This is a genomic window from Brevundimonas sp. GW821-FHT12C05, assembly GCF_058807475.1.
The window spans coordinates 111,902-134,269 of the sequence record NZ_JBXAQS010000005.1; the positions used below are offsets into that span (position 1 = coordinate 111,902).

General features: G+C 68.5%; 24 protein-coding genes and 1 tRNA gene. 10 read left to right on the plus strand and 15 right to left on the minus strand.

The features are described from left to right. Window positions 1-31: 31 nt before the first annotated feature. Window positions 32-460, plus strand: coding sequence for a thiol-disulfide oxidoreductase DCC family protein (locus tag AC1RRF_RS15500; protein WP_492836119.1), 429 nt, complete (start codon window positions 32-34; stop codon window positions 458-460). Next, window positions 457-2,097 (plus strand): saccharopine dehydrogenase family protein, encoded by a 1,641-nt coding sequence (locus AC1RRF_RS15505; RefSeq protein ID WP_492836120.1) that lies wholly within the window; start codon window positions 457-459, stop codon window positions 2,095-2,097. The genes AC1RRF_RS15500 and AC1RRF_RS15505 overlap by 4 nt, the downstream gene beginning before the upstream one ends. Before the next feature lie 27 nt (window positions 2,098-2,124). Here the strand turns inward: AC1RRF_RS15505 and AC1RRF_RS15510 are convergent, their stop codons facing one another. The 9 genes from AC1RRF_RS15510 to AC1RRF_RS15550 all read right to left on the minus strand — a co-directional run bounded on the left by AC1RRF_RS15510 (window position 2,125) and on the right by AC1RRF_RS15550 (window position 10,686). Beyond that, the gene (locus tag AC1RRF_RS15510; protein ID WP_492836121.1) at window positions 2,125-3,123 is read right to left on the minus strand and encodes a DUF6607 family protein; all 999 of its coding nucleotides are present in this window, start codon (window positions 3,121-3,123) and stop codon (window positions 2,125-2,127) included. Window positions 3,124-3,170: 47 nt separating this feature from the next. After that, the gene (locus tag AC1RRF_RS15515) at window positions 3,171-5,432 is read right to left on the minus strand and encodes a TonB-dependent hemoglobin/transferrin/lactoferrin family receptor (RefSeq protein WP_492836122.1); all 2,262 of its coding nucleotides are present in this window, start codon (window positions 5,430-5,432) and stop codon (window positions 3,171-3,173) included. A 140-nt stretch (window positions 5,433-5,572) separates the two neighbouring features. Beyond that, the gene (locus tag AC1RRF_RS15520) at window positions 5,573-6,202 is read right to left on the minus strand and encodes a hypothetical protein (RefSeq protein ID WP_492836123.1); all 630 of its coding nucleotides are present in this window, start codon (window positions 6,200-6,202) and stop codon (window positions 5,573-5,575) included. A 60-nt stretch (window positions 6,203-6,262) separates the two neighbouring features. Further along, a complete protein-coding gene (locus tag AC1RRF_RS15525) occupies window positions 6,263-7,384 on the minus strand; it encodes a beta-ketoacyl-ACP synthase III (protein ID WP_492836124.1) in 1,122 nt (373 codons plus the stop codon). A gap of 94 nt (window positions 7,385-7,478) precedes the next feature. Next, window positions 7,479-8,303: an HpcH/HpaI aldolase/citrate lyase family protein gene (locus tag AC1RRF_RS15530; protein WP_492836125.1), complete on the minus strand. Its 825-nt coding sequence runs from the start codon at window positions 8,301-8,303 to the stop codon at window positions 7,479-7,481. A 46-nt stretch (window positions 8,304-8,349) separates the two neighbouring features. After that, window positions 8,350-8,619 (minus strand): hypothetical protein, encoded by a 270-nt coding sequence (locus tag AC1RRF_RS15535; RefSeq protein WP_492836126.1) that lies wholly within the window; start codon window positions 8,617-8,619, stop codon window positions 8,350-8,352. A gap of 339 nt (window positions 8,620-8,958) precedes the next feature. Continuing rightward, complete coding sequence (locus AC1RRF_RS15540) at window positions 8,959-9,264, minus strand: hypothetical protein (protein WP_492836127.1); 306 nt, start codon at window positions 9,262-9,264, stop codon at window positions 8,959-8,961. 67 nt (window positions 9,265-9,331) lie between these two features. After that, entirely contained in the window at window positions 9,332-10,009 is a 678-nt protein-coding gene (locus AC1RRF_RS15545) for an SDR family NAD(P)-dependent oxidoreductase (protein ID WP_492836128.1), read from the minus strand. A gap of 185 nt (window positions 10,010-10,194) precedes the next feature. Further along, on the minus strand, window positions 10,195-10,686 hold the full coding sequence (locus tag AC1RRF_RS15550; RefSeq protein ID WP_492836129.1) for a GAF domain-containing protein: 492 nt from the start codon (window positions 10,684-10,686) through the stop codon (window positions 10,195-10,197). Between the two features lie 268 nt (window positions 10,687-10,954). Here AC1RRF_RS15550 and AC1RRF_RS15555 point away from each other — a divergent pair, with 268 nt between their 5' ends. The 3 genes from AC1RRF_RS15555 (at window position 10,955) to AC1RRF_RS15565 (ending at window position 14,740) form a co-directional block, all read left to right on the plus strand. After that, entirely contained in the window at window positions 10,955-12,442 is a 1,488-nt protein-coding gene (locus AC1RRF_RS15555; protein WP_492836131.1) for a tetratricopeptide repeat protein, read from the plus strand. Between the two features lie 15 nt (window positions 12,443-12,457). Continuing rightward, the gene (locus AC1RRF_RS15560; RefSeq protein ID WP_492836133.1) at window positions 12,458-13,936 is read left to right on the plus strand and encodes a hypothetical protein; all 1,479 of its coding nucleotides are present in this window, start codon (window positions 12,458-12,460) and stop codon (window positions 13,934-13,936) included. Window positions 13,937-14,002: 66 nt separating this feature from the next. After that, the gene (locus AC1RRF_RS15565) at window positions 14,003-14,740 is read left to right on the plus strand and encodes a hypothetical protein (protein WP_492836135.1); all 738 of its coding nucleotides are present in this window, start codon (window positions 14,003-14,005) and stop codon (window positions 14,738-14,740) included. A 44-nt stretch (window positions 14,741-14,784) separates the two neighbouring features. Here the strand turns inward: AC1RRF_RS15565 and AC1RRF_RS15570 are convergent, their stop codons facing one another. From AC1RRF_RS15570 to AC1RRF_RS15580, 3 genes are all read right to left on the minus strand, one after another. Beyond that, window positions 14,785-15,090 (minus strand): DUF2589 domain-containing protein, encoded by a 306-nt coding sequence (locus AC1RRF_RS15570; RefSeq protein ID WP_492836137.1) that lies wholly within the window; start codon window positions 15,088-15,090, stop codon window positions 14,785-14,787. Between the two features lie 17 nt (window positions 15,091-15,107). Next, window positions 15,108-15,368: a hypothetical protein gene (locus AC1RRF_RS15575; RefSeq protein WP_492836139.1), complete on the minus strand. Its 261-nt coding sequence runs from the start codon at window positions 15,366-15,368 to the stop codon at window positions 15,108-15,110. A gap of 30 nt (window positions 15,369-15,398) precedes the next feature. Continuing rightward, window positions 15,399-15,471, minus strand: a tRNA-Ile gene (locus tag AC1RRF_RS15580). 224 nt (window positions 15,472-15,695) lie between these two features. Between AC1RRF_RS15580 and AC1RRF_RS15585 the strand changes: the two genes are divergently transcribed. Next, entirely contained in the window at window positions 15,696-16,490 is a 795-nt protein-coding gene (locus tag AC1RRF_RS15585) for an SIMPL domain-containing protein (RefSeq protein ID WP_492836141.1), read from the plus strand. Between the two features lie 55 nt (window positions 16,491-16,545). Here the strand turns inward: AC1RRF_RS15585 and AC1RRF_RS15590 are convergent, their stop codons facing one another. The 3 genes from AC1RRF_RS15590 to panD form a co-directional block, all read right to left on the minus strand. Next, entirely contained in the window at window positions 16,546-16,821 is a 276-nt protein-coding gene (locus AC1RRF_RS15590; RefSeq protein ID WP_492836143.1) for a hypothetical protein, read from the minus strand. A 56-nt stretch (window positions 16,822-16,877) separates the two neighbouring features. Beyond that, the gene (locus tag AC1RRF_RS15595; RefSeq protein ID WP_492836145.1) at window positions 16,878-17,621 is read right to left on the minus strand and encodes an SIMPL domain-containing protein; all 744 of its coding nucleotides are present in this window, start codon (window positions 17,619-17,621) and stop codon (window positions 16,878-16,880) included. Window positions 17,622-17,694: 73 nt separating this feature from the next. After that, on the minus strand, window positions 17,695-18,051 hold the full coding sequence (gene panD, locus AC1RRF_RS15600; protein WP_492313784.1) for an aspartate 1-decarboxylase: 357 nt from the start codon (window positions 18,049-18,051) through the stop codon (window positions 17,695-17,697). A 224-nt stretch (window positions 18,052-18,275) separates the two neighbouring features. On the opposite strand from panD, the gene sppA reads away from it, so the two are divergent. From sppA to AC1RRF_RS15620, 4 genes are all read left to right on the plus strand, one after another. Then, window positions 18,276-20,057, plus strand: coding sequence for a signal peptide peptidase SppA (gene sppA / locus AC1RRF_RS15605; protein WP_492836147.1), 1,782 nt, complete (start codon window positions 18,276-18,278; stop codon window positions 20,055-20,057). A gap of 105 nt (window positions 20,058-20,162) precedes the next feature. Then, on the plus strand, window positions 20,163-20,483 hold the full coding sequence (locus AC1RRF_RS15610; protein ID WP_492836149.1) for a hypothetical protein: 321 nt from the start codon (window positions 20,163-20,165) through the stop codon (window positions 20,481-20,483). Between the two features lie 12 nt (window positions 20,484-20,495). After that, the gene (locus AC1RRF_RS15615; RefSeq protein WP_492836151.1) at window positions 20,496-21,257 is read left to right on the plus strand and encodes a peptidoglycan recognition protein family protein; all 762 of its coding nucleotides are present in this window, start codon (window positions 20,496-20,498) and stop codon (window positions 21,255-21,257) included. A 94-nt stretch (window positions 21,258-21,351) separates the two neighbouring features. Next, window positions 21,352-22,356: a DUF2268 domain-containing putative Zn-dependent protease gene (locus AC1RRF_RS15620; protein ID WP_492836153.1), complete on the plus strand. Its 1,005-nt coding sequence runs from the start codon at window positions 21,352-21,354 to the stop codon at window positions 22,354-22,356. Window positions 22,357-22,368: the final 12 nt, after the last annotated feature.

A 22,368-nucleotide genomic window follows, 5' to 3' on the forward strand; every position in this document is an offset into this window, starting at 1 on the left:
AGGCTTGGCCAATCGCCCCACAGTTGGCCCCATGAGCCGCTGGTCGCCGCAGCCCGCACCGCAGGAACCCGACGGCCTGATCCTGTTCGACGGGGTCTGCGTCTTCTGCTCGCGCTGGGTGCGGTTCGTGATCGGCCATGATCCGGAGGGGCGGTTCCGCTTCCTGCCGATCCAGTCCGAAGGCGGGCGGGCGCTGGCGGCGCGATACGGCATCGACCCGGAGGCGCCGCAGACCAACGCCGTGATCCTGGGCGGGCGCATCTTCTTCAAGTCGGACGCGGCGCTGACCGTGCTGGGCGCGTTGCGCCGGACCCGGCCGCTGGCGGCGCTGAGGGCCGCGCCGCGTTGGTTGCGGGACCCGGCCTATGACCTGATCGCGCGGAACCGCTATGCGATCTTCGGACGGACGGAGACCTGCATGGTCCCGTCGGCGGCCGACCGGGCGCGCTTCCTCGCATGACCACGGTGCTGGTGATCGGAGCAGGCGGGGTGTTCGGCTCGCGGCTGGCCGAGGGGCTGCTGCGGCACGGCTTCGGCTTGGTGGTGGCGGGACGGGATCGAGGGCGCGCCGAAGGCGTGGCCGCGCGGCTGCGGACGGCCTTCCCGACCGGGCGGGTCGAGGTCGCCGTCCTGGACACCGCGACCCTGACGCCGGAGACGCTGAAGGCCACGGGCGCATCCATCGTCGCCGACATGGCCGGCCCCTTTCAGGGCGCGGAGCCGACGACGGCGCGGGCCGCCATCGCGGCGGGCCTGTCCTATGTCGACCTCGCCGACGGACGGGACTTCGTGAAGGCCTTCCCGGCGCTGGACGACGCGGCGAAGGCGGCTGGCGTTGCCGCCCTGACCGGCTGCAGCTCGACGCCGGCCCTGTCCAACGCCGTGCTGGATCGCCTGACCGAAGGCTGGCGCGAGGTCGTTTCGGTCGAGGCCGCCATCTCGCCGGGCGCGCGGGCGCCCAAGGGGCTGTCGGTGATGCAGGCCATCCTGTCGTGGCTGGGCCGCCCGGTCATGGTCTTCGACGGCGGCGTCTGGACGATACGCCGGGGCTGGAGCGGGCTCTACAAACGGGATTTCGGACTGGCGGGGCGGCGGCGGGTCTCGCTGTGTGAGACGCCCGATCTGGATCTGTTCGCCGCCCGGTTTGAGCCGAGGGACAGCGCGCTCTTCCTGGCCGGGATGGAGCCCTGGCCCCTGCATCTGGAAGGCTGGCTTCTCGGCTGGTTGGTCAGCCTGTTTCGTTTCGATCCCGTCCCCTTGGCCAGGCCCTTGCTCGTATTGGCCGGGCTGCATTCCGTCACGGGTTCCGACCGCGGCGCGATGCGGGTGCAGGCCTATGGCGTGGACGGCGACGGCCGGGCGGCGCGCGCGGTCTGGCGGCTGGTCGCCGAACCGGGGGAGGGGCCGGTGACGCCCAGCCTGCCGGCGCTGGCCGTGATCCGCGCCATCGCGGCGGGGCAGGTCGCGCCGGGCGCGCGAGCCTGCGTCGGCGTGCTGCCGCTGGAGGCGATCGTGGACGAGATGGCGCCGCACGGACTGGCGACGGAGACGCTGGAGGAGCGGGGCGCGATCTACGCCCGCGCCATCGGCCCGGCGTTCGACAGCCTGCCCGCGCCGATCCGGGCGCTGCACGAAACGCCGGGGCGGTCGCTGTGGCGGGGACGGGCGATGACCGAGGGCGCGTCGAGTCCGCTGGCGGCGCTGGCCGCCCGCATCATCGGCTTCCCCAAGGCGCAGGACGACTGCGCGGCCGAGGTGGCCATCGACGCGGCCGGCGACCGGTCGATATGGCGTCGCCGGATCGGCGGTCACGCCTTCGCCAGCGTCCTGTCGCGGCCTCGTCCGGGCGGTCGGATCAATGAGCGCTTCGGGCCGCTGAGCATGGACCTGAGCCTGACGCCGCAGGACGGGCGGCTGGTCTATCGCGTCGAGGGCTGGCGGGCGGGGCCGATCCCGCTTCCGCGCGTCCTGTGCCCCGCCACCACGGCCTTCGAAGAGGTCGACGCGGAGGGCCGGTTCGTCTTCGACGTGACCATCACCGCACCGCTGATCGGCCGGCTGGTGCGGTATCGGGGATGGCTGGAGCGGGAGACCTGATCCTTCTCCCCCGGAGGGGAGAAGGCGTTAGCCTGCCGGAGCGATCGTCGCCCGGGCGATCAGGTCGCGCGCCTGGGCGATGCCGGCCTCGGTGGTCAGGGTTCCGGCCTGGATCTCTTCGGCCCAGTCCATCAGCGGCTTGCCGGTGACGGCGCCGCGGTTGGCTTCCTCTTCCAGGTAGATGCCGCCGTTGGCGGCGGCGACCGCGTCCCAGGCGGCGCGGACGCCGGCCCAGTAGTCCTTGGTGGCGGCCCAGTAGTCGTCACCCGGCTTGGCGTCATAGTTGTCGACGCGGCGGTAGGTGTTGATCACGTCCTCCTGGACGATGGCGACGGGATCGCCGGCGTCGCCCTCGGCCTGGCCCATCTTCATATTGTCCTGGATGTGGACCCAGCCCTGCGGCGTGAGGGCGTGGCGGTTGGTGCCCAGGTAGCGGTCGTAGATCGGGTTGCGGACCGCGTCGCGGCGGGCCAGCGGACGCCAGGTGGCGTTGCTGGTCCACTCGGCCAGGCCGTGGTCGTAGTCCCAGTGGCCGACGCCGCCGTAACGGGGGCTGTCGTCGGTCTGCCAGACGGTCTGCGACCAGGCGCCCCGGCGCTCGCCGGCCGTGACCGGGGTCACGGTCCAGCGGTTCGGACCGGCGTAGGTCAGGACCGTCTCGGGCTCATAGACCCAGTCCTGGCGCCAGTGCTTGATGACGAAGTGATTGCCCGCGTCGTCGCCCATGACGAGGATGTGCTGCAGGCTGATGCGCGTGCCGTCGTCGTAGACGACGCGCACGATCTCGTCGCCCGCCGACAGCTTCTCTTCCAGCGGCTCGTAGCCCTCGCGGAAGCTGACGTTCTCGCGCATGTCGAAACGGACCCGCCATTGCCCCGCCTGGGCGAGGATCGACTGGCGATCCCGCTCGAACTGGCCGGCCGCCGGCGCGTCGACCGAAGCCGCCGCGGGGGCGGTCTCGGCGAAGGCCGGGGCGGACGCCGCGAGGGCGGCCAGGACGGTGGTCAGCAGCAGGGCGCGGCGCATGGTTGGGTCCTTGGAATGCGAGTCAGTCGCGTTATCGTCTTCTCGCCTCAGTATCGCAAGGCCAGCGAGAGACCGAAGTTGCGCCCCGGCTGGGTGTAGGCGTCCAGGATCGTCGAGGATGCGCTCACGCCGCGCACGTCGCTCCACCAGCTGTACTTCTCGTCCAGGACGTTGAAGAGGCCGGCGCGGGCCGTGACCTGGTCGTTGACGTTCCAGTAGGCGGTCAGGTCCAGCAGGGCGAAGTCCTTGCCCACCGCGCAGCCGAGGGCCGGATTGGCGTTGAAGCAGGTCAGGTTGTTGGTGTCCGCCGCATCCTTGGCGTCCGACCAGGTGACGATGGCCTGCCCGCCGAAGCGGCCGGCCGGATCGTCGTAGCCCAGACCGAACACGACCTTGACCGGGTCGATGGTCTCCAGCGCGCGCGTGCCCAGCGCATCGGTGATCTCGCCGTCGGCATAGGCGGCGGCGAAGCGGGCGCTGACGCCGTTGTCCCAGAAGATGTCGGCCTTGGCCTCAGCGCCGTTGATCTCGACATCCGAGTAGTTGACGAACTGGAAGACGGCCGGGTTGGCGGGGTTGCCGAACTGGCCGCTCAGCTGGACGCGGCTGATGAAGTCCTCGTACTCGGACTTGAAGCCGACCAGCTGGCCGGACAGGCGGCCGCCGAGCAGGTTCACGTCGCGCACCCGCAGGCCCAGTTCGATGCTGCGGCTGGTCTCCGGGGCGAGGTTGGGGTTGGAGAGCGAGCGGTAGCCTTGGTTCACGTTGGTGAAGTAGTTGTTCACCTGGCTCGGGGTCGGGGCCTTGAAGCCTTCACCCCAGTTGGCGAACACGCCGAAGGTGGGCTGGGCCCACCAGACGACGCCCAGCTTGGGCGAGACGTGGTCGCCGTCCTGATCGGCGCGAGTCCCGGGGAATAGCGGGTCGTTGGCCGTCTTCAGCTCATAGGAATCCCAGCGCAGGGCGGGGATGATGCGCAGGGCGCCGTCCAGCAGGCGGATCTCGTCCTGCACGAACAGGCCGGCCAGGGTGTAGTCGGTCTTGGGGAAGGCGCTGACCGGGAAGGTTTCGGGCGGGGTCGGGACGGTGCCGCCGCGGACGCCTTCCTGGGTGGTTTCGGACCAGTCGCCGCCGATGGTGACGGTGTGGGCGCCGAAGGCCCGGCTGGCGTTGGCGAAGACGCCGAAGACCTCGTTGTCGAAGGTGTTGTCGCGGGTGCGGTCGACGCCGACGCGGTCCTCGAAGGTGAACTGCCGGGTGGTGGCGGTCTGCTGGTAGATCGAGACCTGACCGCGATTGAGGCCGAGCGCGTCGGTGAAGCGCCAGTCGAGGCCGAAGCGCTCGCGCTCAGTGGTGTCGGCGGAGGTCAGGTTGACCACGCCGGTGGCCGGCAGGGTCGCGGGCGGAGCCGGGACGGTGGTCCGGCCGCTCAGAACCTGGGCGTCGGCGTCCATCCGGTAGTTGTCATAGGTGAAGCGCAGGCTCTGACCGGGCGCGAAATCCCACACCAGCTTGGCCAGCCAGCTGTCCGAGGTGATCTCCTGCGGGTTGGCGATGGTGCGGTTGGAATAGATGATCCGGCCGTCGGGCTGGACGGCTTCGCCGGTGATGTGGCCCTGGGTCTCGGTTTCCGAGCTGTCGCGGCCGGTCCAGGACAGCATCGCCGACCAGGCGCCGGCGCGGCCGGCGATGGTGGCGGACTTGGTCAGGCCTTCGTCGGCGGAGTTGTAACCGACCCGGGCGCGGGCGCCGAAGTCCTCGCCGTTGCGCAACAGGTCGACGGGGTCGCGGGTGACGAAGCTGACCGCGCCGGCGACGCCGTCAGAACCGTACAGGGCCGAGGCGGGGCCGCGCAGGATCTCGACCGACTTCATCAGGTCGAGGTCGGAGTAGTCGCCGCGGCCGACGCTCTGGGCGCCGAAGACATAGCTGTCGGGCACCCGGACGCCGTCCAGGATCATCAGGACGCGGTCGCCGCCGACGCCACGGATGGTGAAGCCCTCGTTGCCGGCCCGGCCCGAGGTGCCCGAGGCGGCGCCGAAGCGGGCGGGGGTGGTGACGACGCTGACGCCCGGCTCGAAGCGGATCAGGTCCTTGATGTCGGTGGCCAGCATGGCCTCGATCTGCCGGTCGGTGATGACCGTGACGGTAGCGGGCACTTCGTCGGTCCGCGTCTCGGTGCGGGTGGCGATCACGGTGGCCGGCGCCAGCTGGGTCGCCTCCTGCGTCGTGGCGCTCTGGGCCATGGCGGCGGGAGCGGCGGCGACGGTCAGGGCGGCGAGCCCGGCGGAGAGGAGGAGAGTGCGCATAATGGTCCCGCTTGATGAGTTGGCGGGCAATTACTGCGAACGACTCTCACAATCAATCGCGAGAGAGACGAAGTCGGGGCGTGATGCGAATAAGTCGCAGTTGGCGGGTTGGGGCGGTCAGCGGCGGCATTGGCCGATGCCTAGGTATCGTCCCGACTACCAACGATAATCCGCGGATAGTCGGCTACCCCGAGAGTGTCATTGGTGCCGTAGACTTCAGATGTGATCCCGGCTTCCGCCAAGATTGTATGCAGTGTTTGGGTCACGGCTTTTGGCTCGGACTCCACAAGAGACAACCCCCATGCGCTAGGGAGAAACGGACCTATAGTATGAATCTGTGTCTCAATGTTCGCGGCGTCAAACGCGCGACCCAAATCTCGAGCGTAGGCCTCGGGTTCGCCGGTGCCGTGCCAAATGATCACCACTTTTCGCCAGCCAGTCGCGCGGAGTTGAGAGACAAGTTGATCGTGCTGATCGGCCGAGATCGTTCTTGGCGCAACCTTTGCCTCAAGCCGTAATCGCTCCGCTCGCTCTCGTTCGAGTTCCAGTTTGAGCTTCGTGTTGCTCTCATTTGCTCTGGCAGCTTCTGCGACAGCCGTTGCGGTGCTTGCTTCGAACTGTTTTGATTTTTGGTCGGCGTAGCGATCACGGACTGAGCCGGTCCAGAACAACCCGAGAGCACCAGCGAAGGCTAACAGTGCGCCAACAATGGTCAGCACATTTGCCACGCCAAAGAGGGTATTTGCCGCGGGCAAAGACAGATCAAGCATCTGTAGAAATCTCTGGGCTGAAGCTTTCACTGGCTCCGCATTTCTGGGGACGATTGAATCTTAACTCCGCTTGCGGACGAAGACCGTGCCCGCCGAATAGCCCGCGCCGAAGCTGCAGATCAGGCCGGTGTCGCCGGGCGTGAAACCATCCTGGTGCAGATGGAAGGCGATGATCGAACCGGCCGAGGAGGTGTTGGCGTATTCGTCCAGGATGATGACGTTCTCGTCCGCCTCGGGCTCGCGGCCCAGGACCTTGCGGCCGATGAACTGGTTCATGTTGATGTTGGCCTGGTGCAGCCACATCCGCTTCAGCCCCGTGGGGTCGACGCCCAGCTCGGCGGCGTGGTCGACGATCATGTCCGAGACCATGGGCACGACGTCCTTGAAGACTTTTCGTCCTTGCTGGACGAACAGCTTGTCCGGCGCGCCGATGCCTTCCGGAGCGGCGTTGTTCAGGAAGCCGAAATTGTTGCGGATGTTGTTCGAGAAGGTCGTCTTCAGGCGCGTGCCGAGGATCTCCCAGCCGCCCGGAGCCGCCTGATCCTCGGCCTCGATGATCACGGCGGTGGCGACGTCGCCGAAGATGAAGTGGCTGTCGCGGTCTTTGAAGTTCAGGTGGGCCGAGCAGACCTCGGGGTTGACCATCAGCACGGCCTTGACCGAGCCGGAGGCGATGAAGTCCGCGGCCGTTTTGATGCCGAAGGTGGCCGAGGAACAGGCGACGTTCATATCGAAGGCGAAGCCGTCGATGCCCAGGGCCTGCTGGACCTCGATGGCCATGGCCGGATAGGCGCGCTGCATGTTGGACGCGGCGCACAGGACGGCGCCGATCTCGGACACCGGCTTGCCCCAGGCGGCGATAGCTTCTTGAGCCGCCTTCACCGCCATCTCGGCCAGCACCGACAACTCCTCGTTGGAGCGTTCGGGGATGTTCGGAGCCATGCGCTCGGGGTCCAGCACCCCGGCCTTGTCCAGGACGAAGCGCGACTTGATGCCCGAGGCCTTTTCGATGAACTCGACCGACGACGGGGTCAGGGCCGCGACATCGCCCTCGGCGATCTCGGCGCTGTGGCGGGCGTTGAAGCGCTCGGCGTAGGCGTTGTAGGCGGCCACCAGTTCTTCGTTGGAGATGGACTGGTCGGGCGTGAACAGCCCGGTGGCGGCGATGACGGCTTGAGTCATGTTTCTCTCTAAAGCGTCCCTAACGCTCGGCGGGCGACGCCTCGCTACGTGAGGGGCGCGCCCGTTCTGTTTCTGGACTGACTAGATAGGCCTGTCAGGTTCGCCGGTCGAGGTGGGCGAGAACACGTTCGGCGACGGAAAGATGCAGCCGTTCGACCATCTGGCCATCGACCCGGATCGCCCCCTTGCCCCGTGAATCCGGCGAGGCGAAGGCGGCGGCGACGGCGCGGGCCCAGGCGATCTCGGTCTCGGATGGCGAGAAGGCGGCGTTGGCGGGGGCGATCTGCGAGGGGTGGATCAGGCTCTTGCCGTCAAAGCCGTACAGGCGGCCCTGCGCGCATTCGGCGGCGAAGCCTTCGGCGTCGGTGAAGGCGTTGTAGACGCCGTCGATGGCCAGCAGGCCATGGGCGCGGGCGGCGGCGACCGTGGCGGCCAGCCAGGGCTTGAGCGGTTCGCGGTCCGGGGACGGGCCGGTGCGCAGGCCCTTGGCCAGGTCATTGACGCCAAGCATCAAGGCCTCCAGCCGCTCGACCCCAGCGATGGCGTCCAGCTGCATCAGGGCGCGCGGGGTCTCGATCATGGCCCAGAGGACTGCGCCGGAAGGGAGGGCGGTGGTCAGGGCGCGGGCGCCGACGGCGTCTTCGACCTTGGGGGCGATGATCAGGCCGACGCCGGTCCCGGCCAGGGCCTTCAGGTCCCCGGCGCCCCATTCGGTGTCCAGGCCGTTGACGCGGACCCCGAGGCGAGGGCCGAAGCCGCCGGAGAGGACGGCCTCGACGGCGGCGGCGCGGGCCTCGACCTTGGCCTCCGGCGCGACGGCGTCCTCGAGGTCGAGGATGGCGACGTCGCAGTCCAGCGTGCGGGCCTTCTCGACCGCACGGGGATTGCTGGCGGGGAGGAAGAGGACGGAGCGGGTCATGGTCGATGACGGCCTAAAATCGTTGCCAAGAGGCACCGAAGTGCGGCTATCGAGCTTGCTCGTTCAGTAGGCGGTCTATCTCGGTAGCGTTCATTTTCAATCGCCTCGCGATCTCTTCAGAAAGAGATCGATGTGGCCGCTTCCAAGCCATATCGAAATCAAAGATGGCTACGCCAAAAACCGTGCCATGCAGATCGAAACGCCACACTAAGCCGTGCTCGTCCTCCTCATAGCGATTGGGCCGCGCTTGACCGATCGTGACATACATCACGTCAGCAATATCGTCGTAACTGGCATCAACGTGGCGCTCAGGCATCGCCGCGTTTCCAAATGACTGTCCCATGAGGCGCAGTGCCGTAATAGGCAGATGTGACCACATTGGTTCCATCAGCCCGTGGCTTCACCGGGACACGGAGTTGATCGCCATGAACGTTGGTCGCTCGAGTGTTGACCATCACAACGGTTCCGGAGGTGGTCTTGCTTGCGCAGATTTCACAAGGATCGGTGATAGTTGTGTGTATCTCGTGAAGGGGCACGTCGCTGTGGCGCGGTGCTATATGTTGAGACCATGTCTGCTCATAGAGCACAATCGCTCCCGGCAGGATGCTACCTGCAGGAGAGATTTCTACAAACCGAATGGGTCGTTTGGGAGCTGTCACGCTTTGCGTTCGTCAAGCCAGGGAGTGCGGAGTTCTCCGTGGGTTTTCTCAAGCAAGGTAACCTGATCGGACAACAGGGCGTTTAGCTCTTTAAGTGAGTGATGGCTTAAGCTGACCGCCGCCACAGGCATTGCTCCCGCGCCGAACTCGCCGTCGTTAACCCCAGGGACCAGCGACAATAGAGTCAGAATTGACTCCGTCCCGCTCGAGCTGACCTGAAATCCACTGCCACGAAAGACCGGCACATTAAGAGCGCCGGACTCCGCAGTCTCTTGAACAACAAAGTTGGTATTGTCAGCCATCTTTTCCCCCTGCCCGGTAGGCGTATTACACGGTAGGCGTGCTTTGATGCAAACGCCTCGTTAAGATTTAAACCCTGCCTGTGACCGGCACCAGCGCCCCCGTCACCGCGCGGCCCTCTGGGGAGGCGAGGAAGAGGATGACGCGGGCGAGGTCCGAGGGCTGGACCCATTTCGACGGATCGGCGTCGGGCATGTCCTTGCGGTTCTGCTCGGTGTCGAGGATCGACGGCAGGACGGCGTTGACCGTCACCGAGGTCGACTTGAGCTCCTCGGCTAGGCTTTCGGTCAGGCGGTGGACCCCGGACTTGGAGGCGGCGTAGGCGCCCATGCCGGCGGCGGCCTTGAGCGCGCCGTTGGCCCCGACGTTGACGATGCGGCCCTCGGGCGAGGCCTTCAGGTGGGGCAGGGCGGCGCGGCTGGCGTTCAGCGCGGTCGACAGGTTCAGGGCGAACATCTTGTCCCAGGCGGGAGCGGCGTCGTCGGTGGTCTGCCAGACGAAGCCGCCGGCGACGTTGAGCAGGGCGTCCAGCCGGCCGAAATGCGCGGCGGCCGCGTCGACGGCCGCCTTGGCGGACGCCGGATCGGTGAGGTCGACCCCGCCCAGCTCCAGCACGCCGTCTGGAACCGCGTGACCCGAGGCGTGGTCAATGACGGCGACCTTCAGGCCGTCGGCCAGGGCGGCCTCGACGACGGCGCGGCCGAGGACCCCGTGGCCTCCGGTGACGGCGATGACGCGATCAGACATGGGGAACTCCGGCGAGAAGAAAAACAGGGTGCGAACAGTGCGAACAGTGCGAAACGGGACTTGGAAAAACACCGTCCGAACCGTCCGATGCGTTCGGATGGAATGCGGAAAAACGCTACGAAAACAACGAAACCCGAAGTAATTATCCGGGTAGAAAGTCCGGACTGTTTGGACGCCCGTCCGACCTAGCCGAACACCTTGGCCATCAGTCCTTCAAGAGCATAGGCGTCCACTGCGTCAAAAGCGGACGTTTCGGTCGCGTCCACGTCGAAGACGGCGATCAGGGCGCCCGAGGCGTCGAAGACCGGGACGACGATCTCGCTGGCCGAACGGGCGTCGCAGGCGATGTGGCCGGGGAAGGCGTGGACATCCTCGACGATCTGGGTGGTCCCGGTCGCGGCGGCCGCGCCGCAGACGCCGCGGCCGAAGGCGATTCGCAGACAGCCGAGCGTGCCCTGGTAGGGGCCGACCACCAGCTCTTCGGTCTTCGCTTCGTCGACGACGTAGAAGCCGGTCCAGAAGAAGACGGGGAAGGCGTCGGCCAGCATGGACGAGACCGTGGCCATGCGCGCGGTCCGGTTCGGCTCTCCGTCCAGGACGGCGAGGATTTCGGCCTCGACCTCGGCATAGCGGGCGGCCTTGTCGGCGGGGCGATCGTCGCGGGCGACGTAGGACATGGGGGCAGGGCTCCGGCGGGCGTCGGTCGCATATAGGTCGACGGCGAACGGGAAGCGAGACCGGGGTTTTTCGCCTGACGGGCGAGTTCGCAAGCCGCTGATTCCCGTGGACAACTCCTGAAAGGACGCAAAATGGCCGTGATGCGGCAACGCTTTGTCGCGAAACGGCGTTAACCTTGACAGGTTGTTAACTGGATCGGACTGTCGAAGTCCCGCAATGGTTAACGACCCGGGGGCGGTGGCGCCGGTCATGGGTGTGCGAGGGGTTATGGCGGACGGCGAACGCGATCACGGAAGACGCTCGCGTTTCGGCGCCTCTCGCGGCCCGATCGCCGTGGTGGCCGTCGCGGGCCTGCTGGGGCTGACGGCCCTGGCCATGGCGTCGTGCGGCGACCGCGGAAACGGCGTCCGTTTCTGGCAGGGCGCCGACAACGCCGCATCCAACAGCTGCCCGCGTCCCGCCTCGATGACCGGGTCCGAATTCAACGCCCAGGAAACCGGCCTGCGCGCCCTGCGCCGCGCCGCCTTCCAGAACGACTTCTTCGCCCAGCTTGAGCTGGGCGCGCGCTATTCGGCCGTGCGCGCGACCGACAAGAACATCGAAGACCCGATCGAGAGCGCGACCTGGCTGGCGATGGCCCTGGCCAACGACGAGGGCTACGCCCCGATCAACCGGGTCAACCGCGGCGGCTGGGGCGGCTGGCGCCCGCTGTCGCGCTATGACGACTGCCGCGCCTTCGAGCGGCATGAGGCCTATCGCAAGCTGGACCGGCAGCTGGGGGCGATGACCCTGGACGAGCAGGGGGCGGTGCGCGATCGCGTCATCTACATCCTGTCGACCCAGGACGCCGAGGGCTTCCGCACCCTGGCCCGTCTGCACGACAGCCTGTACGGCCCGTTCGGCGAACCCGAGGACAACCGCGAGGCGCGCGAGGCCTGGGGTCGGGGGGCGCAGGATCGCGGCCGGGGCCGCGAGCGCGACCGCCGGGGCTATCCGGCGGCGGTCAGCCTGTTCCAGCGCAACGACGTGGACGCCTATCTGTACAATTATCTGGCGGTGCAGACCGGCGACGTGGGCGCCTATGTGCTGATGCGCGACTTCGAGCGCTCGGCGCCGAGCCGCGCCCAGTACCAGCGCTTCGTCGAGGTGAAGGCGCGCCAGTGGACGCCGCCATTCGAATTCTATCCCAACACCGCGCCGCAGTCGGGCGTGCCCTTCTCGGACGAAAGCCGTCCGCGCGGCGACGCCTATGAATATGCGCTGGGCCGGATGGCGGGCGAGCTGCCCTTCATCCACGTGGGCCGCGCCCTGCGCTACCTCGGCGTGACCGACACGGCCGCGCAGCGGCCCGAGGACCTGTCCAAGCGCCAGATCGAGACGCTGGAGGCCATGCTGGGCCACCCGATGGAGGGACGCCTGTCCTATCTGGAGCGCGTGCGCGCGATCCAGATGGCCGCGGTGAACGGCTCGTCCGAGGCGCAGCTGGTGCTGGCGGTGATGTACGCCGAGGGCATCGGCCTGCCGGCCGACTACGCTCGCGCTTTCAAATGGTTCGAGGAGGCGGCGCGCCAGGGCAGCCCCGAGGCCAAGTTCGCCATGTCCAGCTACTTCGCGCTCGGCGTCTCGGGCGTGGCCGACCAGGACAAGGCCCAGGCCGTGGCCTTCCGTATCGACTCGGCCCTGTCGGGCTTCGGCCCGTCGGCGGGCCGCCTGCAGGCCGTGCTGGCGCAGGTTTCCCGTTCGCAGCGCCGCTAAGGAGGGCGTGAACCCATGACGACCCGCACATCCTTGAGCCTTCTGGGCGGAGCGGCGGCGATCGCCGCCGCCGTCGCGGCCTTCGCCCTGGGCGCGCCGCCGACCCACGCCCAGGTGGCGGCCAAGGTCGAGAGCCAGACGCGTCCGAATTTCGGCGTCCTGCTGGACCCGCCGACCCGGTCATACAGCCAGCGGCGCGACCGCAACCGCTACGACTATCGCCGTCACCGGCCCGACTGGCGTCCCGGCCTGCCGCCGCTGCGGCCGGGCGGGGAGGAGATCGTGCTGGTCGACTGCGGCGGCAATCCGGGCACGGGCGCCGTCGAGGACGCGGTGCGCCGGGTTCGCCCCGGCGGGACGCTGGTGATCCGCGCCCGGGCCGGCGCCTGCGTCGGCTGGCTGAACATCGACAAGCCGATGACCATCATCGGCGAGGGCGGCTTCGATCCGCGCGACTGGGCCCGCCAGTCCGAGCCGACGCTGCAGGCGCCGGACGGCCTGCCCTGCATGACCGTCGCCCAGGGCGTGCGCGTCGAGATCCGCGACATGGTGTTCGCCTCGCCCCGCGCCGGCGACGCCGCCTGCATCGTCGGCTACGGCGCGGAGATCGTCATGAACCGCGTCGGCTTCCGCCACGCGGGCGACGAGGCGGCGATCTACGCCGACGGCGGCCTGCTGGACATCCGCAACGCCGTGATCGAGGCTCAGACCATCGCGCCGGCCATCGTCTCGGACGGCGCGGTGCTGAACACCTGGGAGACGGTGGTGTCGGGCGCCCAGTCGGGCATCGAGATCACCCCCGCCGCCGGACCGGCCTCGCGCCTGACCGCCACCACGCTGAAGGGGACCAACGCCCCCAACGCCTTCGGCCCGCGCTCGATCGGCGTGGTCGTGCGCGCCGGCCGCGACTACGGCCGGGTTGAGATCGACAACACCGCCGTCTGCGGCTTCGTCGAGGGCGTGGTGGTCGAGGGCGCCTCGGTCGACATCAAGAACAGCCGCGTCTGCCGCTCGGACAAGGGCGTGGTGCTGTACAGCGGCGAGCTGCGCCTGGCCGACAGCCGGGTGCGCGCCACCACGGTCGGCGTCGCCGCCGCGGCGGGCAATGCGGTGATCGTCAACAACGCCTTCGCCGGCATGCGCGAGGTCATCTATCGCGAGCCCCGCGCCAATGTGCAGGCCAGCGGCAACCGGGTGTGGTCGCAATACGCCTGCCGCCCGCAGTTCCGCGACCGCTATCGCGGCCGGTATGAGCCCTACTGGCGCCCGGGCGACGGTTGGGAGTGCGCGCGCGGCTCCTATCCGCGCGACTGGTGGAGCCAGGAAGACGGCCTGCTGGGCGTCGCCTACGCCGACGACGGCTACCAGCTGGACGGCTACGACGACTATCAGGACGGTGAAGGCTGGTACGACCGCGACGGCCGTTACGTGCAGGACAACCGCTACCGCGGCGAGGACCGCTGGAGCCGGGGCGGCGGCGGGTGGGGGCGCTAGGGAGGCTGGCGCTTCCCGGCCCAGGGGCTACCCTGTTCTGATCGGGTCGTGCTGCAGGGAAATCTGATGGACGCGGAAAAGGTTGAGGCCGATCGTGGTCGCCACGCTCTGCGTTTCGTCGGGAAAGGCGCCGGCGCCATACTGCTGTTGCTGGGGCTTATGGTGGTCGGCGCCCAGGTCGATATCCTGCCGTATGTGGGCTCTGGCCGGCTCGATGTCTTTCCCTTCGAGTTCCTGACGGCGCCGTTACCCGCCTATCTCTATATGTTGACGCCGCCCCTGCTGACCGGACTGGTCCTGTCGGTGTTGTCTGTCGCAGTGATCCGTGGGCGATTTCCGAGCCCTGATCCGGCGACCCTCCTGAAGTCATGGGTCGGGTGGTTTCTCGCGATGTTTTGCCTGACGTGCCTGGCGGAAGCGCCGTGGTGGTGGCCGCTAGACGCCGGTGAAGTCGGGCGGGTCATTCGCTACGCGGCGCGCTGCGCCGCCGTGGCGGCAACCGTGCTGACGCTCACTCAGGTACTGCTCCGGCTATACGCTGGCTGGTGGGCGCGGCCACAAACCAGATGGGGGGAGGCCGTATTGTGGTTCGCAACGGTTTTGGTCCTGACCGTCGGATTCAGTGTCGCCATCAGCCTTCTGGGCGGGCTTTCGGCCGAGCGGCTGTTCTCCCAGATTTTGCAGGGGACCCTGATCTGTGGCGGCCTTCTGGCGGTGGCTATCGCTCTCGCGCCCAGATCGGCGCCGAGCAGGCCCGGCAGGACTCGAACCTGCAACCAGACCGTTATGAGCGGTCGGCTCTAACCATTGAGCTACGGGGGCGCGGCCCGGCCGCGGGCGATCGTCCCCTAGTCCTTCGGCTCTTCCGGCGCCGGGGTGAAGGGCGGGACAGGCGCGTCGGGGCCGCGGGCGCCGATCCCGGGACCTATCGGGAGGGTGAGCGGATCGGTTCCGGGCGGGCCGGTGAAGTGGAACTGGCCCGTCGGACCCGGGCCGGCGGCTGGTCCGCCGGGGCTCGCGCCGAACCCGATCGACCTGATGAAATCGGCGGTGGCGTTGGCCAGCCGGACGTTGGCTTCGCACGCCGCGACCAGGGGGCCGCCGATGAGGTCGCCCATGGGCAGGCCGCTGAATTGAACTCTGTTGTCGGTCATTCGCCGGTCCTCCCCCTTCACTCGGTCAGCCAGACGGGCTTGCGCGGGAAGCCGATGTGATAGGCGACGGACTCATGGGCGACCGGCTGCTCGCCGACGGTCAGGACCTGCACCGACTTCTCGATGGCGATGATGACGCCGCGCGGGGCGTCGTTGAGACAGCGGTTGAGGAGGGCCATCGCCTCGGAGGTCCCGCCGTCGGAGGGCGTTCTGTCCGCGTCGCCCCCTGCGACCGTGATGCGTTTCACGTAGCGGACGTCGCCGAGATCGAGGGCCATGGGCTGATTCTCCGTGGATACAGCCCCCAGTAGGCCCGGCAGGACTCGAACCTGCAACCAGACCGTTATGAGCGGTCGGCTCTAACCATTGAGCTACGGGCCCCCGGAGCGGAGGAGCCACGGCCTAGCAGGTGGGGCGGCGCGTTGCCAAGAGACGGGACAGGGCGCCTCGCCGCCGCCTTCGACCTGACGGCGTTGTCACGCAGATGAACGGTTCCTGCCAGCGGAGCCAAGCGGCCCGTTCAGGCGTATACAGTCATGGTTGGAACACGGACGCCGACGACGGTGTTCGCAACGACAACATCGTCTCTCATGGAGTTTCCCCCGATGATCCGCCCCGCCTCCGCCGTGCTGCCCGCAGTCTCCAACCGCGCCCTGATGATCGGCGGCGCCCTGATGGCCGCGGTCGCCCTGACGGTCGCCGCCCCGTCCGCCCACGCCCAGTCCCAGCCGCAAGGAGGCGCCCCGTTGACCATCCAGGCCGTTACCGAGCGCCCGTCGCTGAATCTGTCGGCCTATGGCGAGGTCAAGGCCACGCCGGACGTGGCGAACATCAATTTCGCCGTGGTGACCGAGGCCGCGACCGCCGCCGAGGCCATGAGCCAGAACGCCACGCGGATGAACCAGGTGATGGCCGCCCTGCGCCGCGCCGGGATCGCCGAGCGTGACATCCAGACCTCGGGCCTGAACTTGTCGGCCCAGTACGACTACGTCCAGAACGAGCCGCCGAAGCTGCGCGGCTACCAGGCGTCGAACCAGGTGACCGTGGTCATCAACGACCTGACCAAGGTCGGCGCGACCGCCGACGCCGTGGTCGCGGCCGGCGTCAACCAGATCAACGGCATCAGCTTCGGCCTGAAGGATCCGTCGGCGGCCGAGAACCAGGCGCGCCAGATCGCGGTTCGCAACCTGCAGGCCAAGGCGGCCCTGTACTCGCAGGCGCTGAACACCCCGCTGGGCGGCATCCGCTCGCTGACCGAAGGCGGCGGCTACGGCGGTCCGCAACCGGCCCCGATGTACGCCCGCGCCATGGCCATGGATTCGGGCGGCTCCACCCCGGTCGCCGCCGGCGAGCTGACGATCCGGATCGACATCACCGGCGTCTACGACCTGAACCGCTGATTTCGGCGGACAGACTGAGATGAACGAGGCTCCGGCGTCCGCGCCGGAGCCTTTTTCAATCGACCGAGCGCACCAGCATCAGGCCGATCGAAACGCTCAGCAGATGGGCGACGAAGATGATCGCCAGCGAGGTGACGGAATCGAAGTTGAACAGGAATAGGGGCAGGGTCCACGGCAGGCCCGTGATCATGCCGGGCAGGAAGGTCACCCGCTCGGGCGGCAGGCCCAGCAGTTCCAGCCCCGGCGTCAGCGCCATCATGAGCGCCACGAGGGCGGCCAGCACCCAGGCGCCGTACAACACCCAGCGAACCCTGATGATCGTGCGCGTCATGACCGTTCCTCCGAAAGGAGAGGGAAGGCCTCGCGGCCGCTCAGGTCAAGCACCGGCTATTCGACCTCGAACTGGACCGACAGCCGGGACTGCACGCGGATCGGTTGCGGCGCGACGGTCAGGCTGACGGACGGGGTCTCCACAAGGTCTTCCCGGGACGCCGCCATCACCGGGGAGGCGGCGACGTAGTTCGCCTCAAGCTCGGACTGGGGCAGGTTGACGCTGGAGACCCGGACGATCCGCTGGCCCGAAGCGTCGGCGATGATCTCGGCCTGCCGACGGGCGTCGGCGAAGGCGGCGCGCGCCGCGTCCCGGCGCAGGCCGCTGTCGTCCGACCGGCTGTAGCCCGTCAGCCGGGTGTCGCGGGCGCCCCGTTCGGCGGCGATCGAGACGGCGTCGCCCGCGCGCTCGGCGGGCGCGCCCTGCAGGGACAGGGACAGGGTCGCGACATAGCCGGTGACCTCGCAGCCGTCCTGACGGCCGTAGCCGCGGCTCTGGCACTCGTCGGAATAGACGGGCTGGACCGCCGGGGAGCCGGTGGAGAACTGGCTCCATGTCAGGCCCCGCAGCCGGGTGACGGCGCCAGTGACCGTGGTCTGGGCCTCTGCCATCCCTCGCAGGGCCTCGACCTGGGTCGCGCCGCGTCCGCTGACCGAGGCGGTCATGGAGAAGCGGTCAGGGGCGGCCTCGGCCAGACCCTCGCCCGTGACGTTGATGGTGGCGGGCTGTTTCGGCCAGTCCTGCGCCATCGCCGGCGCGGCGAGCGCGCCGCAGGCGGCGATCATCAGCGGGAACTTCATGACTCTGTCTCCTCCTCGGATGAGGAGGAGGTCACCGCTCAAATACGGCGAAGCTTGGACCGCCGATTTGGGGTCAGGCCGCCGGCTTGATGTTGTTCTGGTCGTCCAGCAGGACCACGGTCGGGGACCACTGGCGCGCCTCTTCGGAGGGGAGCTGGCCGTAGGTGACGACGATGACCTTGTCGTTCTTCTGCACCAGACGGGCGGCGGCGCCGTTGACGCCGATGACCTTGGACCCGCGCGGGGCCTCGATGGCGTAGGTGGTGAAGCGCGCGCCGTTGGTGATGTTCAGCACATCGACCTGCTCGTGCGGGAAGATGCCCGCGGCGTCCAGCAGGTCCATGTCGATGGCGATGGAGCCTTCGTAGTCGAGGTCGGCCTGGGTCACCGTCGCGCGGTGCAGTTTGGCCTTCATCAAGGTGACCAGCATGGGGAGTGCGGTCCGAACATGACGCGGGGCGATAGGCCCCCGCTCGCAGACCGCCCATATAGGGATTTCGGAGCGGCGCATCAATCTCGCTTTCGGCAGCGCACCATGGCGATGCTGCGCCGCATTCTCCCATTGCGGGACATTCATTTGACCGCAAGCCCTGCCGCCCTATGGTCAAAATGTGGCCATCACCCGGCCCGCGCTCCGGACGACGTGTCGCCCCCATGAAGCAATTTTTCCTCACGATGGCGGGCGTTTTCGCCGGGCTGTTCCTGTTCTTCGTCATCATTCCCTTCATCTTCCTGGCGATCGCGATCAGTTCGCTGAGCGCCAAGGAACCGACGCCCGGCCATACGGTGCTGGAGCTGGACCTGCGCGAGGGGCTGACCGATCAGGCGCCGACCAATCCGTTCGCCGTGTTCGGCGGAGGCGGGCTGTCGACCATGCAGATCGTCGACACCCTGGCCCAGGCCGAGACCGACACGCGGGTGAAGGCCTTGCTGATCCGTCTGCCGGAAGGGGGCGTCACCCCGGCCGCCGCCGACGAGATCCGCCAGGCGATCCGCCGCTTCCGCCGTTCGGGCAAGGTGGTGATCGCCCACAGCCAGGGCTTCCAGCCGATCGGCACGACGGTCTCCAGCTATATGCTGGGCGCCTCGGCGTCCGAGCTGTGGATGCAGAACACGGCCAGCTTCCAGCTGGCGGGCTTCTCGGCCGAGAGCGTCTTCCTGGGCCGCGCCTTCGAGAAATACGGCGTCCAGGCCCAGTTCGAGCAGCGTTACGAGTACAAGAACGCGGTCAACGAATATACGCAGAGCGACTTCACCGCCGCCCACCGCGAGGCGATGACGGCGTGGATGACGTCCATCTATGACAGCGCCCTGAACAATGCGGCGCAGGACCGCCGCACGACCCTGCCGCAGCTGAAGGCGATCATCGAGGCCGGGCCGTATTCGGCCGCCGACGCCCTGCAACGGCGCCTGATCGACAAGATCGGCCAGGTCGAGGAGGCCGAGGCCGAGGTCAAGCGCCGCGCCGGCAAGGGCGCCGAGATCATGCAGTTCCACGACTATGCCGCCTCGATCGGCGAGCGCGCCGGCTCGGGCAGCGACGCCATCGCCATCGTCAGCGGCGAGGGGGCCATCGTGACCGGCCGCAGCGGCGGCGCCAGCCCGTTCGGCGAGGGCTCGTCCATCACCTCGGACGACACGGCCAAGGCCATCTATGACGCCATCGAGGACAAGGACGTGAAGGCCATCGTCTTCCGCGTCTCGTCGCCCGGCGGTTCGCCCGAGGCTTCGGAACAGATCCTGGCCGCCGTCCGCGCCGCCAAGGCGGCGGGCAAGCCGGTGGTCGTCTCCATGGGCGAGTACGCGGCCTCGGGCGGTTACTGGATCAGCAGCGAGGCCAGTTGGATCGTGGCCCAGCCGACGACCCTGACCGGCTCGATCGGGGTGTTCGGCGGCAAGTTCGTGCTGGCCGACGCGCTGGGCCGGTTCGGGGTCGACATGCGCCACCTGACCGTCGGCGGCGAATACGCCGACGCCTTCTCGCCCTCGCAGGAGTTCACTTCGGCCCAGCGCGCCGCCTTCGCGGCCCAGATCGACCGAACCTATGAGGAGTTCATCGCCCGCGTCTCGACCGGTCGCCGACTGCCGCCCGCCCGGGTGCGCGAGATCGCCCGCGGCCGGGTGTGGACCGGCGCCCAGGCGCATGGCCTGGGCCTGGTGGATCAGCTCGGCGGCATCGAGGAAGCCATCGCCAAGGCCAAGGAGTTGGCCCGCATTCCGGCCGGGACCGAAGTCCGCTTCAAGCGCTATCCGGAAGCCACCTCGACCTGGCAGGCCCTGTCCAAGGCCTTCGGCGTCTCGGGCGAGGCGGCGCAGGTGCTGGTCGGCATCGGCGGGGTCATGAACGACCCGCAGGCGGAGGCGACCGTTCGCCGCATCCAGACCGACCGCGCGCGGGCCTCGGGCGCGTCAGTGCTGGCCGAGCAGCCCTACTGAGCCGCCCGGACACTCGCCTGTGAAGCGGCCCATCATTGACCGTACGGCCCTATGGACCGACATTGGGGGTTCGGCGTTGTACGCAGCGCCCCTGAAGGTGAAGTCATGACCGAGTCCGAACGCCTGATCTTCGGCGCCGCCGCCCGGCGGCCCTCCAACGGCCTGCTTGCCCCCGTGGTGTGGCTGTTCGGCCTGATCGCCACCCTGGTCGCCATGGCCATCGGCGCCGTGCTGGCGGTGGTGACCGCCGCCGCCGTGGCCGTGATCGCCGTGATCGCCGCCGTGCTGGTGTTCGTGGCCGGCCTGGCCATGCGCGCCCGCCGCACCATGACCCGGCGCGACCGCCGCGCCGACGACGGCGTCATCGAGGCCCGCAAGGTCGGCGACGCCTGGGTCGCCTATGGCTGGGAGCGGACGGGCCGGTAAGGCTGCGCCGCCATGCTGGTCGTCAAGGACGCGCCATCCCCCAATTTCGACATGCGCCGGGCCCCGCCCGACATGTTGGTGCTGCACTATACCGGCATGCGGACCGGCGAGGCCGCGGTCGAACGGCTGCGTGATCCGGCGGCCCGGGTTTCGGCCCACTATGTCGTCGACGAGGACGGCTCGATCCTGAGGCTGGTCGACGAGGCGCGCCGGGCCTGGCACGCGGGCCGTGGCGGCTGGCAGGGCGAGACCGACTGCAACGCCGCCTCCATCGGGATCGAGATCGTCAATCCGGGCCATGAGTTCGGCTACCGCGACTTCCCCGAGGTCCAGGTCGACGCCGTGATCAGCCTGATCTCGGATATCCGGACGCGCTGGACCATTCCCGACGCCCGCATCATCGGCCATTCCGACATGGCGCCCGAGCGCAAGCAGGACCCGGGCGAGCGCTTTCCGTGGAAGCGTCTGGCCGGGGTCGGTCACGGCCTGTGGTTCGAGCCCGCGCACGAACGGATCGCGGCGCTGGGCGCCCCGCTGGGGCCGGGCGACGAAGGGCTGGGCGTCATCGTCCTGCGCGCGGGCCTGCACCGGCTGGGCTACACCCTGCCGCCGGGCGGCGACTACGACGAGGCGACCCGGCTGACCGTCGAGGCCTTCCAGCGCCACTGGCGGCCTGGCTTGGTGGACGGCGTCGCCGACGGCGAGACGCGCGCGACCCTGATGGGGGTGCTTCAGCTGGCGACGGCGGAGAGCACGACCGGGGTGCTGAACTAGACGCGTCCCGGTGCGTCAGGATTGCCGAAGTTTAACTGGCCGCCCGATGCGACTTCACCTTACCTCCTCGCCGCTTGGCGGTTGGAGGTGTCCCTTGCGTATTCCCGTGCTTCTGGCCGCCGGTCTTCTGGCGGTCCCCGGCCTCTGCGCCGCACAGACCGCGCCGGCGCCCGTCGCGTCCGGCCCCGCCCCGGCGCCGGCCGTCACCACGGTCGTCACCGCCGACATCGACCGGTTCTGGGCCGCCTATGACGCGATCCGTGCGACCGACGACATCGACGAGCAGGTCCGGATTCTGGTGCGCCAGTACATTCTGCCGGGCTCGCCGGGCCTGTACGCCTTCATGGAAGCGCGCGGCTACACCCCGCTGGGCTATGTGAACGCCATCCGACGCTATCCGAAATACTGGGACTCGATTCGTCCGCGCACGCAGGTGATCCAGGGCTTCCTGCCCGGGCTGGAGCCGGCGCTGGCGGGGCTGAGGCGCGTCTATCCGGGCATGCGTCCCTCGGCGGTCTATTTCACCGTGGGGGTCATGCGCTCCGGCGGCACGACCCAAGGCGACAAGGTGCTGATCGGCGCCGAGGTGGCCACCGGCGACCCGAGCGTGGACCTGTCCGAACTGCCCGCCTCCCGGCGTGCGGCGTGGACGCCCTATTTCGCCACCGATCCGGCCAAGGCGTTGGATCTGCTGGTCATCCACGAGGTGGTGCACACCCAGCAGCAAGGCGGGGCCCAGACCCTGCTGGCCCAGGCCGTCTTCGAGGGCGTGGCCGACTTCGTCGCCGAGCGGGCCACGGGACGCGTGCCCGAACTGGAATACATGCGCTACGGGGCGGCCAACGCGGCGGCGGTCCGCGAGGCGTTCAAAAAGGACATGGGCGGTTCGGAGTACGGCTACTGGCTGTACAGTGACGCGACGAACCCGTTCGGGGTCCGGGACCTGGGCTACTACGTCGGCTATGCGATCAGCGCGGCCTACTATGAGAAGGCCGCGGACAAGGCCGAGGCGATCCGCGCGATGATCGAACTGAACACGGGCGACGCGGCGGCGGTGCAGGCCTTCGTCGACGCCTCGGGCTGGCTGGCCGAGACCTGACGTCTCATTGAC